At 43.6% G+C, this 15,441-nt stretch carries 15 protein-coding genes; 5 read left to right on the forward strand and 10 right to left on the reverse strand.

Features of this window, described 5'->3' with window-relative positions; all coding sequences use genetic code 11:
• Positions 1 to 221 precede the first annotated feature (221 nt).
• Genes ND16A_RS13840 through ND16A_RS13825 form a run of 4 tightly spaced genes read right to left on the reverse strand, consistent with a single transcriptional unit; the run spans position 222 to position 3,510 of the window.
• Positions 222 to 998: a metal ABC transporter permease gene (locus ND16A_RS13840; RefSeq protein ID WP_033076679.1), complete on the reverse strand. Its 777-nt coding sequence runs from the start codon at positions 996 to 998 to the stop codon at positions 222 to 224.
• Positions 999 to 1,012: 14 nt separating this feature from the next.
• Positions 1,013 to 1,930, reverse strand: a complete 918-nt coding sequence (locus tag ND16A_RS13835) for a metal ABC transporter solute-binding protein, Zn/Mn family (RefSeq protein ID WP_033076742.1) — start codon at positions 1,928 to 1,930, stop codon at positions 1,013 to 1,015.
• Entirely contained in the window at positions 1,914 to 3,146 is a 1,233-nt protein-coding gene (locus ND16A_RS13830; RefSeq protein ID WP_052072911.1) for a hypothetical protein, read from the reverse strand. Before ND16A_RS13830 ends, ND16A_RS13835 begins: the two co-directional genes overlap by 17 nt.
• Positions 3,147 to 3,204: 58 nt before the next feature.
• On the reverse strand, positions 3,205 to 3,510 hold the full coding sequence (locus ND16A_RS13825) for a hypothetical protein (protein WP_033076680.1): 306 nt from the start codon (positions 3,508 to 3,510) through the stop codon (positions 3,205 to 3,207).
• A 199-nt stretch (positions 3,511 to 3,709) separates the two neighbouring features.
• On the opposite strand from ND16A_RS13825, the gene ND16A_RS13820 reads away from it, so the two are divergent.
• Together ND16A_RS13820 and ND16A_RS13815 are read left to right on the forward strand one after the other, a co-directional pair.
• Positions 3,710 to 4,150: an MAPEG family protein gene (locus tag ND16A_RS13820; RefSeq protein WP_033076681.1), complete on the forward strand. Its 441-nt coding sequence runs from the start codon at positions 3,710 to 3,712 to the stop codon at positions 4,148 to 4,150.
• Positions 4,151 to 4,165: 15 nt separating this feature from the next.
• Positions 4,166 to 4,972: a crotonase/enoyl-CoA hydratase family protein gene (locus ND16A_RS13815; RefSeq protein WP_033076682.1), complete on the forward strand. Its 807-nt coding sequence runs from the start codon at positions 4,166 to 4,168 to the stop codon at positions 4,970 to 4,972.
• Between the two features lie 66 nt (positions 4,973 to 5,038).
• Here ND16A_RS13815 and ND16A_RS13810 read toward each other — a convergent pair whose 3' ends face one another.
• Positions 5,039 to 5,374 carry a DUF2956 family protein gene (locus tag ND16A_RS13810; protein ID WP_033076683.1) on the reverse strand — a complete coding sequence of 112 codons (336 nt, stop codon included), beginning with the start codon at positions 5,372 to 5,374 and terminating at the stop codon, positions 5,039 to 5,041.
• Between the two features lie 155 nt (positions 5,375 to 5,529).
• On the opposite strand from ND16A_RS13810, the gene ND16A_RS13805 reads away from it, so the two are divergent.
• Positions 5,530 to 6,651, forward strand: coding sequence for a succinylglutamate desuccinylase/aspartoacylase domain-containing protein (locus ND16A_RS13805; RefSeq protein ID WP_033076684.1), 1,122 nt, complete (start codon positions 5,530 to 5,532; stop codon positions 6,649 to 6,651).
• Positions 6,648 to 7,643 carry a YncE family protein gene (locus ND16A_RS13800; protein WP_033076685.1) on the forward strand — a complete coding sequence of 332 codons (996 nt, stop codon included), beginning with the start codon at positions 6,648 to 6,650 and terminating at the stop codon, positions 7,641 to 7,643. Before ND16A_RS13805 ends, ND16A_RS13800 begins: the two co-directional genes overlap by 4 nt.
• A gap of 342 nt (positions 7,644 to 7,985) precedes the next feature.
• On the opposite strand, the gene ND16A_RS21250 is transcribed toward ND16A_RS13800, so the two are convergent.
• The 4 genes from ND16A_RS21250 to ND16A_RS13785 form a co-directional block, all read right to left on the reverse strand.
• Positions 7,986 to 8,156: a hypothetical protein gene (locus ND16A_RS21250; RefSeq protein WP_160173489.1), complete on the reverse strand. Its 171-nt coding sequence runs from the start codon at positions 8,154 to 8,156 to the stop codon at positions 7,986 to 7,988.
• A gap of 70 nt (positions 8,157 to 8,226) precedes the next feature.
• Positions 8,227 to 9,663: a YfcC family protein gene (locus ND16A_RS13795; RefSeq protein ID WP_235281988.1), complete on the reverse strand. Its 1,437-nt coding sequence runs from the start codon at positions 9,661 to 9,663 to the stop codon at positions 8,227 to 8,229.
• A gap of 44 nt (positions 9,664 to 9,707) precedes the next feature.
• Complete coding sequence (locus ND16A_RS13790) at positions 9,708 to 10,550, reverse strand: N-formylglutamate amidohydrolase (protein ID WP_033076686.1); 843 nt, start codon at positions 10,548 to 10,550, stop codon at positions 9,708 to 9,710.
• Positions 10,551 to 10,625: 75 nt separating this feature from the next.
• On the reverse strand, positions 10,626 to 13,343 hold the full coding sequence (locus ND16A_RS13785; RefSeq protein ID WP_033076687.1) for a TonB-dependent receptor: 2,718 nt from the start codon (positions 13,341 to 13,343) through the stop codon (positions 10,626 to 10,628).
• Between the two features lie 140 nt (positions 13,344 to 13,483).
• Here ND16A_RS13785 and ND16A_RS13780 point away from each other — a divergent pair, with 140 nt between their 5' ends.
• On the forward strand, positions 13,484 to 14,398 hold the full coding sequence (locus ND16A_RS13780) for a LysR family transcriptional regulator (protein ID WP_033076688.1): 915 nt from the start codon (positions 13,484 to 13,486) through the stop codon (positions 14,396 to 14,398).
• Between the two features lie 84 nt (positions 14,399 to 14,482).
• On the opposite strand, the gene dapA is transcribed toward ND16A_RS13780, so the two are convergent.
• Entirely contained in the window at positions 14,483 to 15,397 is a 915-nt protein-coding gene (gene dapA, locus ND16A_RS13775; RefSeq protein WP_052072912.1) for a 4-hydroxy-tetrahydrodipicolinate synthase, read from the reverse strand.
• Between the last annotated feature and the right edge of the window lie 44 nt (positions 15,398 to 15,441).

Here is a 15,441-nt window from a genome sequence, read left to right on the forward strand (position 1 = left end):
GTAAAGCCGCTGAAATAAACGGTTATCACCGTCAATTTCAAGCCAACACCTTACAAAGAAGAGTTTTATCATATGGCTATTTAGCATTGAGATTATTGCAGCACCAAGGAAGGCAATATCGACTAACAAAGAGCGAACTTAGGCTCGCTCTAACTGAATTAGTTAATGAAACGTGAGATTAAACTTGCGGGGATCCTTCAGGTTAAAACCCCGCCAACCTATCATTGCGGTGCTAGTTTTTTGCCAAATTTATGCACCATCACACTACCGACAATGGCAACTAACGCCAACGACCAAACAATGGCGGCACCACTGGGTAAATCCCACAAGGCCGAGGCAATTAGGCCAAGCAAGTAGGCAACAAAGCCTAGCAGGTAGGCACTTGGCAGCTTAAACCGGGTAAATTGCGCCGTTGCCAAGGCGGGGATGATCAAGGTGCTAAACACTAAAAACACCCCAACCATTTGCACAGAGCTGGTGATGGTGATAGCAAAGATGAAGTAAAACCATTTACCCGAAAGCAAATGTGGTTTCACCATCATCAGCGCCAAAATAATGGCATATAACACCATATGCAGATACAAATCACTAAACGTTACCCACAAAATTTGACCTGAGAGCACCTGTTTTAATAAGTCGCCACCGTGCGGATCATTGGCCAACAGCAAAAACGCAGCGGTTGCTGACAATACATACAAACAACCGATCAGCGCTTCCAATTGTGGCTTGGCAAAGCGTTCAAATAAGGCGATGAGACCTGCGCCAGTTAACGCAAAAATTGCAGCGGTGAGGTAACTTGCCCCGGGTATATGATGGCCAACATCCGTAATGGTTACCACCACAGCCCCTAAGCCGGCAATTTGGGCGATGGCCAAATCGATGAAAATGATCCCCCGTTTAAGCACCTGATACCCTAAAGGCACGTGGGTACTTAACACCAGGACCCCAGCAACCAAAGCAGGTAGTAATATTTCAAACAACTCAGACAGTTCAAACATTTAGCATCAGCCCTTTAGTTTCTTTTCGCTGACAGCAACATGGCGATTTGTCTGTCCATTAACGAAAACAGATCTTGCGCATGTTGGTCGCCGCCAACGGTATAGGGTAACTGCATACGAACAACACCGGCTTTTTCTGCCAGCCACTTTGCCGCTTTCGCATCCTGATAAGCAGTATAGAGCACCAGTTGTACTTGTTGCTCATCGACAATATCAAGTAACTGACGCAAATGCGAACTGCTTGGCGGCATACCCGGCTTAGGCTCTAAATCGGCTACTTTTTCCATCGCCAAAAAATCTAACAGGTAACGAAACGAAGCATGATAGGTGATCACTTTCATCCCGGCTAATGGTTTAGCTTGTTGTTGCCATTTCACCGTTGCCTGTTGCCAGCGTTGGCTAAAACTTGCCAAGTTTTGTTGATAGAGCTCACGGTTAGCCGCATCAAGGTCGATAAGTTTGGCGGTGAGTGCTGTCGCCAGTTTTCCGACGCGAACAGGATCTAAGTGCACATGCGGATTGCCTAAGGTATGGACATCTCCCATCGAACGGTCGACCGTTACCGGAATATCAAGATTTTCCACATGATCAGCGGCGTAAAACAAACCTTTATCGGTTGTTTGCACCTGGCGATTATTCGATTTCATTTGCAACATAGGCAGCCAGCCGATTTCCAAATCGGCGCCTGCGCATATCACTAAGTCGGCACGGCGCATTTTCGCGATCAAACTTGGCCTTGCCTGAATGAAGTGCGGATCTTGCTGCGCCGTTGTTGCGCTAAATATGTTTGCACTTTCGCCGGTTATTTCTGCTGCCAGTGCCGCGTACTCTGGTTCACAGGCAAAAATATTCAACTCGGCTTTTGCCGGTAATAATGCGCCGGCAAGTAAACTACCGGCCAACAACAATGCTTGCTTAAAATTGATGCGCACCATGTGCTCCTAATGCCATTGAAAACTGCAGAGTGATTTGATCATCACTAAGGTGTTCGGTGGATTTATCCTGACTGTATTGTATGCGTACCGTAGAAAAGTGCGAATGCCGATACTCGAGCATAGCTGTGCTTACGCTAGGGGTAAAACCATGCGAGTAAGGTTCATCGAAATCAATTTCTGAATAACGTAATCCGGTGGCCCAGTTCGGGCTAAATTGATAGACCGCACTCAGATAAAAACCCGAATGCTCAGCATCGATAGGATCGTGATGCTCTTCTAGCAGGGCTGGGTTTTCGTCATGATGCTCTTCTTGGTGAAGTAACTCGCCTTTTTCCTCAACCCGGAAATACTCGGCTGACAGGGTAAAGTTCTGGTATTTATAGTTACCATTTGGCGCCCATTTCCATACCGCATCAACGATGTAGTAGTCTTTTTCGCCGCTAAATGCACAGGCACCAAATCCTTCCTCATGCTCATCTTCTAGTGCACCAGCATCATGCTCTTCGTGATGTTCTTCTTCATGTTCTTCTTCATGACCGTGGTCGCTACAAAAGCCTTCATCATTATCAAAACCCAGATAAGAGACGCCTAGCTGCCAACTGTGTTCATGGTTAAAATCACCGCCGGTTTTAACAAATAGCGATTGTGCACCAATACCATCGCCAGATGCATACGCCGGCATCTTCCCACCTTTAAATAGTTCGCTGCCTAATTCGAGATATACATCGGTTGGTGCCAGCCAGGATAAACGCGCACCATCATCAAAATAATGGCCATTCATGAAGGCGCGATACAGCAGTGGCCGGTCGGCAAAACTGTCGGTATGGGTGTGTTTGCCATTAAGGTAGCCTACATTCGACAGGAAACGCCCCGCCCGCAGCGACAAATCATAGTCCAAACCCGTGGTTTGAATAAACGCTTCTTCGAGCTCTATTTCAGTTTCGCCATCATGCTCATCGAGCACCATGGTCATTTTACCAAAGAACATATCGTCAATCGGCGCACTTATCGCCAATTCAGTATGGTCGGTCCAAAAGCCACTCTTTAAGCCGGCAGCGTGTTCATCGACACCAAAACCGGCGATGCCTTGAAAATCTTCACGTTCGGTATAACCGACGTTGACAATCGCACTGATGTTGATATCTTGCGCCGCTTGCACTGAACCACAAGTAGCCGCGAAAACCACTGCTGTGGTTAATGTATTTCGTTTCATCTTTATTCCAAAAAATATTAAGTAAATTTTATGGCAGTTAGCGCCATAAATTAAAAGTTTATCTTTTGAAAATAACCGGAGGTGCTCTTGCACAGAAATGGGTGAATAACTCTAAATCAAGCGAAGCATATGAATCAAACTCGCTGTCGAATAATTGTAGCTGCAACTGAGGCTGGCAATCATCGCTAACCACAAAATCATCTATGGCTGAGGACAAACAGACCTGACAATGTAACTCTTCGGCAATTGAGTCATGTTGTAACAAATGCTGGCTTTTTGCTACTGGCATAAATAGCAATACGGCGACAATCGTGATTGCAGACCATATATTCGATTTATGTGGGTAGCGGTTAAACAGGCTCATAATGGTTAAAGCAAAACTCAGCTATGGTTAAAGTTATAATGAAAGTGAATATAACACTTTGTGATAATATCACATGTTAACACCATTCTTTGAACTCTGCCTATCAATTGTTGATATCTTTTTGTAAATTTAATTGACATACTGGTATTACCAGTTAGTGTACTAGTTAGCAATTAACAATTTACTAACAGGATAAAGGATGAACTCAACCGAGCTAGCGTTCTCAACCGAGCTTATAGCGCCAATGTTCACTCTTATGTGCTTAACCGCACTGGTTTGGCTGTATATGTATACGTTACGACTGAGCTATGTGATAAAACATAAGATACATGCGCAACAGCTATCGTCGCCGGAGTTAATTCCACAATTGTTACCAGAGCACATTAACCGCCCGGCCAATAACTTTAAAAACTTATTTGAATTACCGGTAATCTTCTATGCCCTTATGTTACTGGCCCTACTCACCAACACCATTAACCAGGTCATACTCTATACATCCTGGTTTTTTGTGTTCAGCAGAATTCTGCATAGCATAGTGCAATGCACTTACAATAAGGTTATGCACCGTTTTGTTATTTATATTATTGGCGCAATCGCCTTATGGCTGCTGTTAGCACAATTGCTGTTAAGCCTAATTTGATAAAGGGAAGTGATCATGTCTGCACCACGAGTCACCGTAGAAATAAAACAACAAATTGCCTTTGTGCGCTTAAACCGCGCCGCTAAACATAATGCCATCGATATGGAGATGTTCTATGCCCTGGATAAGGTGAGCAAAAACCTAAGCAAAGATCGATACCTCAGAGCCGTTATTGTCAGTGGCGATGGTGAAGATTTTTGCAGCGGCTTAGATGTGAAAGCCGTAATGCAGAACAAATCTAATATCGGCCGGCTATTATTTAAATTATGGCCGGGCAGCAGTAACTTGGCGCAACGGGTAAGTAGCAACTGGCGCAAAATTCCGGTGCCGGTGATTTTTGCCATGCAAGGCAGATGCTGGGGTGGCGGCATGCAAATCGCCTTAGGGGGAGACTTTAGAATTGCAGATACGAATGCCTCGTTATCGATTATGGAAGCACGTTGGGGATTAATTCCAGATATGGGTGGTAATATCGCATTACGTGAGTTGATGCCTATTGATCACGCCAAAGAGTTGTCGATGACCGGCAAAGTAATATCCGCAGAGCAAGCGAAACAATACGGCTTAGTGACCCACATCTGTGATGATGTAACAGAGAAAGCACTAGAGCTTGCCAAACAGATCTGTGATCGCTCTCCCGATTCTGTGGCCGCGGTGAAAAAATTGTATAACCAGAACTGGACGTTAGCTGGCTGGAAAATGCTGGCAAAAGAGTCGTATTACCAGCTGAAAATCATTTTGGGTAAAAACCAGAAAGTGGCGGTAGCAAAACAATTGGCTCCCGAAAAAAACAGGCAATACCAAGAGCGAGCAAAATGGTAAAGATGCTTTTCCTTATCGAGCATACCGTTCAATGATTAGCCGGTAGCGGCTAACATTATTGCTTATCTATTGCAGCGCAAGATAACCGGCAAACCCCAGCCACGAAATTAGCAATAACGCCCAAGGCAAAATTGTATTGTTCGCCTGCTTAGCTATCAATGCATCTTGATTTATGTCAACACCGGCGGCCTCAGCTTTTAACTTCTGCTGTTTCTTTTTCGCTTTGTTGGCATCACGTGATTTCGCCTTTTGCGCTTTTTTAAACTGCTCAATGCCCTTTTGAATGCCCTGCTCAATCAGCTTAGTTTGCTCTTTGGTTTGTCCGGGCTTTTTAATGCCCGCGGCTACTTTTTGTGCTGTCGCAATCGTTTCGGCTGACGGTGATTGTTGTTGTTTTTTCATTAAAATACCAAATGTTATTGGTGCTAGTCATTGATGCTAAGTATGACATAACAAAAAACTCGCTGATACGTAAGTCGCTAACAAAGTCTAAAATTGATTCGCGCACTCAAACACCGTATCATCACAGCAATAAGCACTTCCACTTTGGCTAATCGATGAATAATTTTTACAAAGAACATTTAACTGTCGCCTCGAACGCCTCGGGACGTAAAATGAATGTCCCCATTTATCGTTTTAAAGGGCAGCAGCCTGGCCCTAAAGTGTACATTCAAAGCTCGATACACGGCGCCGAAGTACAAGGTAATGTGGTGATCTACCACCTTATCGAATATTTGAAAACCACGCCAATTCGCGGCGAGGTAGTGTTGGTGCCCAACTGTAATCCGGTGGGCACAAATATCAAGTCGGGTGAGTATACCCTGGGGCGATTTGATCCGATCAACGGTCAAAATTGGAATCGCGGCTATTATTTTAAAGATGAATTAATCAACGACTTTGTCGAAACGGTAAATGCAACGGATTCATTTGAGCAGATCAAACACAATTTCAGGCAACGGGTAAAACAAGCGATAGAAGCCGAGCTCAGCAAAACCTGGGGCATAGGATTAGCACCGCGTTTAAATCTTCAGCTGCAAGCACAAGCGTTTGATGCCGATATCGTCATCGATTTACATAATGGTCCTGTTGCCACCCGCCATATTTATGTCCCGGAATATGCCAAAGACTCGGCCAAGTACTTCAATATCCCGCATGTGATATTCATCCCTAATCAATTTAATGGCGCCCTCGATGAAGCCATGTTTTGTCATTGGTGGACTCTGGCTGACAAGCTTGCAGCTAAATTTCCGCAGCAACAATGGTCAGTACCGGTGGAAGCATTTACTCTGGAAATGGGCAGTCAGGAAGTTATTGATTTTGACTCGGGAAAATACGACGCCAATGGCATATTGGCCTACCTGAATTACAAAAACTGTCTTGTCGACGCCAACCTGCAGCCAGACAGCATAGATCGATACGCGGTATTTCTTGCTGATTATAAAATTTTATATACCCAGGAAGGTGGCATTATTGAATATAAAGTAAAACCAGGGCAGCACGTAAAACAAGGCGAGGTACTGGCGAAAGTGCTCAATGTCGATGATTTGGATAATGACAACGCGGTCAGTTACATATATGCGCCGGAAGATTTAATCGCCATACTGCACTTCCCTTCGGCATCCGTATTATGTGGTACGCAACTCTATAAATGTTTTATTAATTATGTTCAGTTACCATGAAAATTCTTAATTACTTAGTTTATATATTTCTATTTGGGTACTTCTTCTGCCCCCCCTCAATAGCTGGCGATAAGAGCTTGTCAGGAACAATAGTCGTCGTAAACAAAAACGATGATACGGTTAATTTCATTGACCTTAAGAGTCGTAAAATTAAATTCACCCGTACAACTGGCAAGGGGCCTCATGAATTGGCGATGAGTGCTGATGGACGCTTGGCTGTAGTCACTGATTATATTGGCGGTAATAGTTTAACGGTTTTTGATGTTCAACAAGCAAGAAAAATAAAAACAATTGATTTGTCTAAATACCCTAGGCCTCATGGAGTGTTGTTTTTAAAAGATCAGCGAAGAGTCGCTGTTTCTTCTGAAGGCTCAGACAGTGTGGTAATAGTCGATATTACTTCAGGCCAAATTGTAAAGGTGATCGGTACTAAACAGAAAGGCTCCCATATGGTGGCATTGCCTGAGTCTAGCGAGCGTATATACACCACTAATATGGACTCTAATACAGTATCTGAATTAGACGTTCAATCTGGAACTTTACTACGAAAAATTTCTACGCCCGATGTACCCGAAGCGATAACGATTAATAAAGCTGGAACAGAGCTTTGGGTTGGGAGTAATGAGGATGGTTTAGTAAGTGTATTTAATTTAATAAATGGCGGACTCATTAAGCAATGGCGAGGGTTTAGTTTTCCTTATCGGGTATTATTAACACGTGATGAGCAGTTTGCCGTGATCCCTGATTATAAAAACAATACGCTCGATATTATTGATGTAAAGAATAAAAAGAAATTGCATCAAATAGATTTTGGCTGGAGAACAATACCTAATGGTGTGGTTTATCATCCTGATGATCGTACTTTGTTTATGTCTTCCTACGGTAAAGATAAGATTATTGTCATTGATATACCATCAGGTGAAACTTTATTTGAACTACCCACAGGTGATGGACCTGATGGAATAGGATATTCTTCATTGGTGTTACAATAGTCTACTACCTAAGTATAAAGGGCAGAGATTCGACACAGCCATCAGTGGCGACAACTAAAAACTTGTGGTTTTACAATAACATCATGTATTGTATATTTACAAATGATTAAGGCCAGCCAAGGGTGGCAATGAGCTTGAGGGAGGTTAGCTTCTGCAAGTCGAAGGCAGTCTCGCCATCCCGGCACCTGTTGTTTCGCCCGTTTTTAGCGTTACTAAGTTCACTTAGACGACGAATACCACTATATGGTCTCTCACCTGTAAAAGACCATATAGTGGCAATTGTGGAACAGGAACAAACTTTCTCGCTTTCACCCCCTCCTTCAATTTCGAGTGCACACAGCTTTAGTTATACCCCAGCACAAAACCATAATGGGTATCTTTCTCCGATTCTAAGAGGATTCGAACAAAGCTTTTGCGGATATCATCACGAATGATTTTTCTGGCATTAAATGCCTCTGCATATTCCGCTTTCTCTTTTATTTGTTCGTTCGATGACTTGCTGATAATTTTCATTTTTCTTACCCTTACTTAATTATTTGCGTACTTACTTTCACCTTTAAAGAATGAGAGCCCGTTGTTGTCTTTAAAAACCCATATTCACAGAGACTGCGAGTAAGATCATCGCGACAACAATGTAAATGGCCCAAAGGGGTAAAATAAACTTTGCCCATTGGGTCCAGCTCACTCTCGCGGTTGCCAAATAAGCCAGTAAAGTTCCAGAAGTCGGAGTCAACATATTGGTAATGCCATTACCAAATAAAAACGCGATAACGGTGGTTTGTGGTGACACCCCGGATAATTGACCAATAGGCCCCAAAATCGGCATGCTAACCGCGGCTTGCCCAGAAGTAGAAGGAATGAGGAAGTCCAGTAGCAACTGTGAAAAAAACATGCCAATAGCTGAGGTAGTTGGCCCGCTATCATTAATAATCGACATCAGCGAATAGACAACAGTATCTAAAATTTGGCCTTTTTCTAAAGTCACGGCAACCGCGGTGGCAACCCCAATTAAAAAACTTGCCATCAGGACTTTTTTCATGCCACTGACAAAGGCATCGGCCGCAGCACTTGCACCTAAACCACTCATTGCAGAGAGTAAAATACTCAAACCAATGTAATAAGCTGACAAAGCATGGTGCTTCCAATGCCATTCATTAGATGCGTAAACTAAAAAGCCAATGCCAATCGCCAGCGCCGTTAACATCACAGTATGGCGAAGTGGCAGCTTATCGGAATGAAATTGGATCTCTTTGTCATGATCAAATCCCTGGCGTTTAATCATCATTAACACAAAACCAATACCAATGGCTAAAAACACTAAATAAAATAAAAAGCGAACGCCGGCACCACTAAAAATTTGTAAGCCCAACAATGGCTGGGCAATGGTCAGGGGTAATGGATTGGTCACTGACGCTAAATAACCGGCTTTGACCGATACCGCGACAATGGCAAAACCAATAATACGCGACATGCCCAGACGATTAGCCATGGCCACCATAAGTGGGATCACCAGCAGGTACTCAGAAGCCAGACCTAAAAATGTACTGCCGGCAGAAAGTACCAGCATTAAGGTGATAACGAGCACATAAATATTACCTTTTACCAGGCTTAATAATCGTTCAAGTCCTAAATCTATGGTGCCCGCTTTGCTCATAATACCGAACAAACCGCCGATGATCAGCACCATAAAAATAAGGCCAGCCCCCCTTTCCAGTCCTTCAGGAATGGACATTAAGACTCCGCTAATACTGACGGGATAGGCGAGATCGTCACTCGTTGTCTGTTTTTGAAAAAGCACACTTTCCATCGAAACGTCTTTGTCCATTACCTGATAAGTATTTGGCACGACAATGGCACCGTTACGCTCGTAGCGACCGGAATCGATCACATAAGACATACACATTGCCAGCAATAAAATGCCAAGCAAGATGATGATAGGGTTCACGGTTTTGTGTTCTTTCTCAGGCATCGAAATATGCGCATGAGAAATCTCGTTCACGGGATGTTTTTCAGCAGACATATTGCTCTCCTTAAAGGGTGTGGTTGCGCTATTCATGATCAAACTTAAATGTTGCTACTAACGTATTTCGCGATATCATTCGCCACGCTGGTCAAATCTTTTTTAAAATTGAAATAGTTATCGTTAAGGGTAAATTCTTTTTCATTCATATACAGCGCTCTGTTAATTTCAATTTGCATGCTGTGTCGGTTTGCTTTTACGTTACTGTAATGAGTGATCAAATAGCCGCCTTTATAAGGATCGTTTCGTACCACATTATAGCCAAGGTTAACAAAAGCCTGTTCAACAACCTCAACAAATTCGGCTCCGGCGCATAGGCCATCATTATCACCCAGAATGATATCCGGGCGACTGGCGCCGCTATCGATGTTCATCGCATTGCCTTTCGATTTCATCGAATGACAATCGATATGCCATACCGCGCCAAACTGACTATGCAGTTGCTCAAGCGTTGTTGCTAATGTTTGATGATATGGCTGGTAATAACTGGCAATTCGTTGTTCCACTTCAGCTCTGGTTAGTGGTTGCTGATACATAGCGACATCAGGTAAAGCGTAGCGGCGAATCAGCCCCATACCGCGTTCACTGTATTTAGTTGGCTGACAACCTTGCCAGGGGGAATCTACCAAGGCCGGGTCGATATCGTTAGGGGCTCTGTTTGGGTCAATGTACATCCGGGAAAAATTCGCATGCAATAAATGCCCGCCAATTGCTACCACATCTTGCCAAAGATGTTCAATAAACGCATCCCAACCAGTTTTTAATTGCGCCGCGGAAGCGTTTGATTGAAAATCTGTTGGCACATGAATACCGCTATGAGGAGAATCAAAGACTAAAGGTAAACAGTCTTTTTCTGCTGGCGATAAAAGTGTAAATGGTGATTTCATCTTATTAATTACCCACAAAATATTGGAAAGGGAAATGTGCCTGCCAAATGACAGGCCACAGATTCACACTAAGATTTATAATTTATAATCCACTTGTACGAAGAAAAATCGTCCAATAGGGTCATAGGTATTTTGATCAAAGTTAATATTTTTGTTGGTAAAAGACGATGGTGGCTGCTTATCGGCAACATTATTAATGCCAAGTTTGAATGATAAGCCATTGTCAAAATGATAACCGCCAGAAATATTGTGATAGGTCACCGAGCCGATATCTCTGGGCTCATTGCTTACCATTTCTGTGGTGCCGCCAATGTATCGCGCACTGTAGGCAGCAAACCAATCGTTGTGTTTCCAACTAGCCGATAGTGCGCCACGCCATTCTGGGTACGATTCTCTTGATGCTGCGGTGCCGACCAAGTCTACTTCCTGGGTACTGCCATCCGATAATGTTGAAACTTCGGTCAGTTCATTCAGTTTCGAAACGTTAACCGAAAAATCCCATTCGCCAGTTTGGTTTGCCATGCCGTATTTCATCACCACATCCATGCCACTGACGCTTGTTTTATTAATATTCACCGGACCATCTACAATATTATCAATTTCACCAAGGCTATTACGGGTGATCACCTCACAATTTTTATTGGTGTAAGCACATAAGTCTAAAATGTTTTGTGAACCAAATTCACTGATGGTGTTGTCGATATCTATGTCATACCAGTCAACCGTGATGCTAAAATCATCGAAGAACGTCGGCATGTAAATTAAACCAAACGAGGTGTTTTCTGATGTTTCCGGCTGCAATAAGTTATTTCCGCCGGTGGTGATTTGCACGTTGCTATCTTCTTGCTGATAGCTTTCAGGCACACCGGTACAACCCGGTAAGCTTTTATCTTCGGCACAAGGGTCGACTACCGGATTAAACGTTACTCGTTGGCCTTCAAACAGTTCTAATATCGATGGCGCCCGAAAGCCTTCGGCCCATGTTCCTCGAAAAGAAAGTCCCTCTGTCGGTGTATATAACACGCCGGCTTTACTGTTGGTGGTGCTACCAAAGGTGCTGTAATCGGAATATCGGGTCGCTAAGCTTAATTCCAGGTATTCGGCCATAGGCTCACCCTCGAGCAATGGCACACTTAACTCAATATAGGCTTCTTTCAAATCGTATTCACCCACAGTACCCAAGCGCGGAGACGATGATGTGGTGCGATAGGAATTAAGTCGTGGTGCCGAGCTAATGACACTGTCAGGGGTGTCTTCGCCTTTCTCTTTACGATATTCGATACCGACAGCCATGGCTAAATCACCCGCAGGTAATTCAAAAAGAAACCCGGTTGCATTCAGGGTAAAATCTACCTGGCTCGCTTCATTTTTATCATGGCCGGTAAAGTTAATGTAGTTCACCATATCGTCAGTTAACGGATTGAACAGGTTAACAGGCACACAACCAACAGCGAGATCGGAAACATCGCCCTCAATATCTGAGGTATCACAAGCACGCAAGCCCAATGCCAATTTGTCTAGATGCATTTGATTATTTGAGGTAAATTCACCTTTGTTTTGCGCCCAGGATAAGTAGGCGTCCCAACTCCAATCGTTGCCTACTTCACCATCCAGACCAATGCCCAATCGAGTGGTCTCAACATCTTGCGCGTTTACCCGATAACCATTATCTCTAAAGAATGCACTATGACGGAAATCACTGCCCGAAAATTCAACGCCAAAAGGGTTTACCGAAGGATCGTTGGCAATGCTAAAACCACGGCTGCCTCTTACGGCTGAAAGAGCCTCTGAAAATTGTTGATCCGATTTACGTTGATTGTATAACGCTTCAATTCTTAGGTTAACGTTGTCAAAAGGAACCAACGCTTGAGCATACAAGGCGGTGCGTTCACTGGGTCCAACAACGTAATTATTGTAATAACGATTATATTTGTCATCACTTGTCGTTGCCCGCCAATTTGAGATGTCTGAACCGTCAATCCCAGCATCTCGGGTTATGCCGCCTGCTGGCACATCGAAATCGACAATACCGGCTAAACCGTCCTCTCTAAATAGTCCTTCCGGTGTTGCTGACGTTAGGCCATTAAGTGGTACCGCGGTTAATGCTCTATCTTGAGTATACACTGGCTTTTGGTCTGAATAACTGGCGGCAAACATCAGGTTGCTGTCGCCAAAATCTTTGCCCCATAATAGATCAAGGTTAACCGATTCACGATCTCCCTCCGATGATTGCCCGTAATAGGTTTTAATCTTGGTACCAACAAAGTCAGAATGGGTGTAAATATTTACCACACCGGCAATGGCATCGGCACCATAAATGGCAGTTGCTCCGTCTTGTAGCACTTCAACGCGATTGACAATGGCTTGCGGAATGGTATTCATATCGACAAAATCACGAAAACCACGAGTACCGGCACCGTTTACCCAGCGCTGGCCATTAACCAGAACAAGGGATCTATTCGCACCAAGGTTACGTAAGTTCAGGCTACTGGTACCATGACTGGTACCGGATGAACCATTGCCATTTAGACTAGAGCCTACCGATGGCAATGTTTGTAGCACCTCGCCTAACGATAACGAGCCGGTTTGATTTAATGCTTCCGCATCTAGATCTTGCACCGGACTAGGGGTTTCTCTTTGGCGCTTAATTCTAGAACCAGTTACGGCAATAACTTCCATGTCTTGGTTTACTTCTTCACTTTCTTCGGCGGAAAAAACAGGGCCAGTACCAAAGGTACAGGCACTGATTATTGCTATTGCGATGGCTGATTTTCGGAACATTTGCGTATTCATCTCACTCTCTCCAAGCTCTCATTATCAATTGAAACAATTATTCTGTGTATTTCTTACACTTTACAATTATTGCAACTTTATGCAATATTATGAAAAAAACTCATTAGTACATAACAATTTGTTATGGAGTGGAGAGTGACATGACAACACCGACTAGCAACATTAGCATCAAAAGTTTAGAAGCATTCAGGGCGATTATTCAGACCGGCTCTGCCACGGCGGCTGCCAAACAGCTGGGTTTAACCCAACCCGGCATTAGCCGATTGCTGGCGCTATTGGAAGAGCATATTGGCTTTCAGTTATTTTACCGGGAGAAAGGTCGATTAATTCCAAGTGATGAAGCCTTGGCACTTATCAAAGAAGTTGAACTAACACTAACCAGCGTCGATAGGATATCTCTGCTGGCACAAAATATTTTCAAATCTAACCTCGGTTTATTAAAAATTGTCGCGCCGAACAGTTTTATTGCCGGACCGCTTGCCGATGTGGTAGAAAGCTTTTTAACAGACCATCCGCAGGTCAATATCAGTTTAGATACCCACAGCCCTGAACGAGCGAGAGAAATCGTCGCTCATCGTTCAGCAGATTGTGGTTTTATACAGCTCCCAGAGAGTCATCCAGGGCTAATATGTGAAAGCATAATTACCAATGGCACGGTTTGCGCTATAGCTCGTGATCATAAACTGGCCAAACTAAAAAAAATTCAGCCGAGTGATCTGCAAAATGAAAATTTAATTCTTTTAGGAAAAGGTCGCTATTCCAGACTGCAAATAGAGAATATATTTCGGCAAAAAAATGTACGTATGCGGGTAAAAGTAGAAACTCATACGGTGGCCATAGCCTGTACGTTCGCCAAGAGAAATATTGGCATCGCCATTGTTAACGAATTACTGGCGAAACAATACGAAGAAGAAGGGTTAGTTCTGGTGCCCTTTCATCCGCAGATCAAACATGAATATGGATTTATAACCTCTGCCCATGCCCCGATGAACAGGCTTACTCAGTCTTTTTATCAACATTGTATGAACTACTTTCAACAAGAAATAAGCGAATAAAACCAATCTGCATAAAGAATGAGTCACTCTGCGATTGGTATAAAGCCTTTCCCGTTGAAAGTTTAAAATTTATTTGTCTGAATTTTAGTTAACTGCTCGAAGCGCCGAGCGGCTTTGACATAACCATTCGGTTATCGCAGAATCTGCAGCCGTTACTGCGGCATCGCACTCAAGTTCTAAATGAGTGAGTGGCGCACGTAAAACTGGCGTATTGATCACTGCCTGCTTGTGCATTAATACTTTAACCGGGATAGGATTTGACACTTCAAACAATGAATTAATGGCGTTATACCAGGTTGGAAATAATTCGTCGCTGTAACCGGCTAGAGCTTTTTCTACGTATAAATTGGTCGCCTCAGGCCAGGCATTGGCACAGACAGAAACTAATCCAACCGCACCAGCCGATGCCAAATACGGCATTAACGCATCTTCACCCGAATACATTTTCAGTTGCGGCGCGGCTTCAACAAAGCCTAAAAACTCATTGATATCACCACTGGCTTCTTTTAATGCCCATAAGTTTTTGTGATTTGCCAAGTTTTTCACGGTTTGTTTTGGAATACTCACCCCAGAGCGAGACGGTACGTTATATAGCATACAAGGAAATTTTGCCGCATCCATTAACGCTGAAAACCATTGGCTTTGGCCAACCACACCAGGCTTGGCATACAATGGCACCGTTAATAAATAACAATCGATTGGCAATTCATTGCAAGCGTTAATCCATGCCGTTTGCGCTGGTAAATTGGCACCGCCCACCGACACCATCAATGGTACTTGTGGTTTTAACTCACAAATAAATTTAACAATTCTTAATTGTTCTTCTTGCTCAATGGCCAGACCTTCGCCGGTGCTGCCACAAATCAAAATACCATTGCCAGCTTGTTGCTGGTCATCAACTATTTTTGCCAAAGAGTCGTAATCTACCGCGCCATGTTGATCGAACGGGGTGATTAACGCTGTCCATACATAAAAATCATTAAGTTGAAAAGTTGCCATGTTAAATCTCTTTACTGCTAGTGATACCAAATTGACTCGTTGTT

Origin of the sequence: Thalassotalea sp. ND16A (assembly GCF_000764205.1) — a bacterium.
Taxonomy (GTDB): Bacteria; Pseudomonadota; Gammaproteobacteria; order Enterobacterales; family Alteromonadaceae; genus Thalassotalea_A.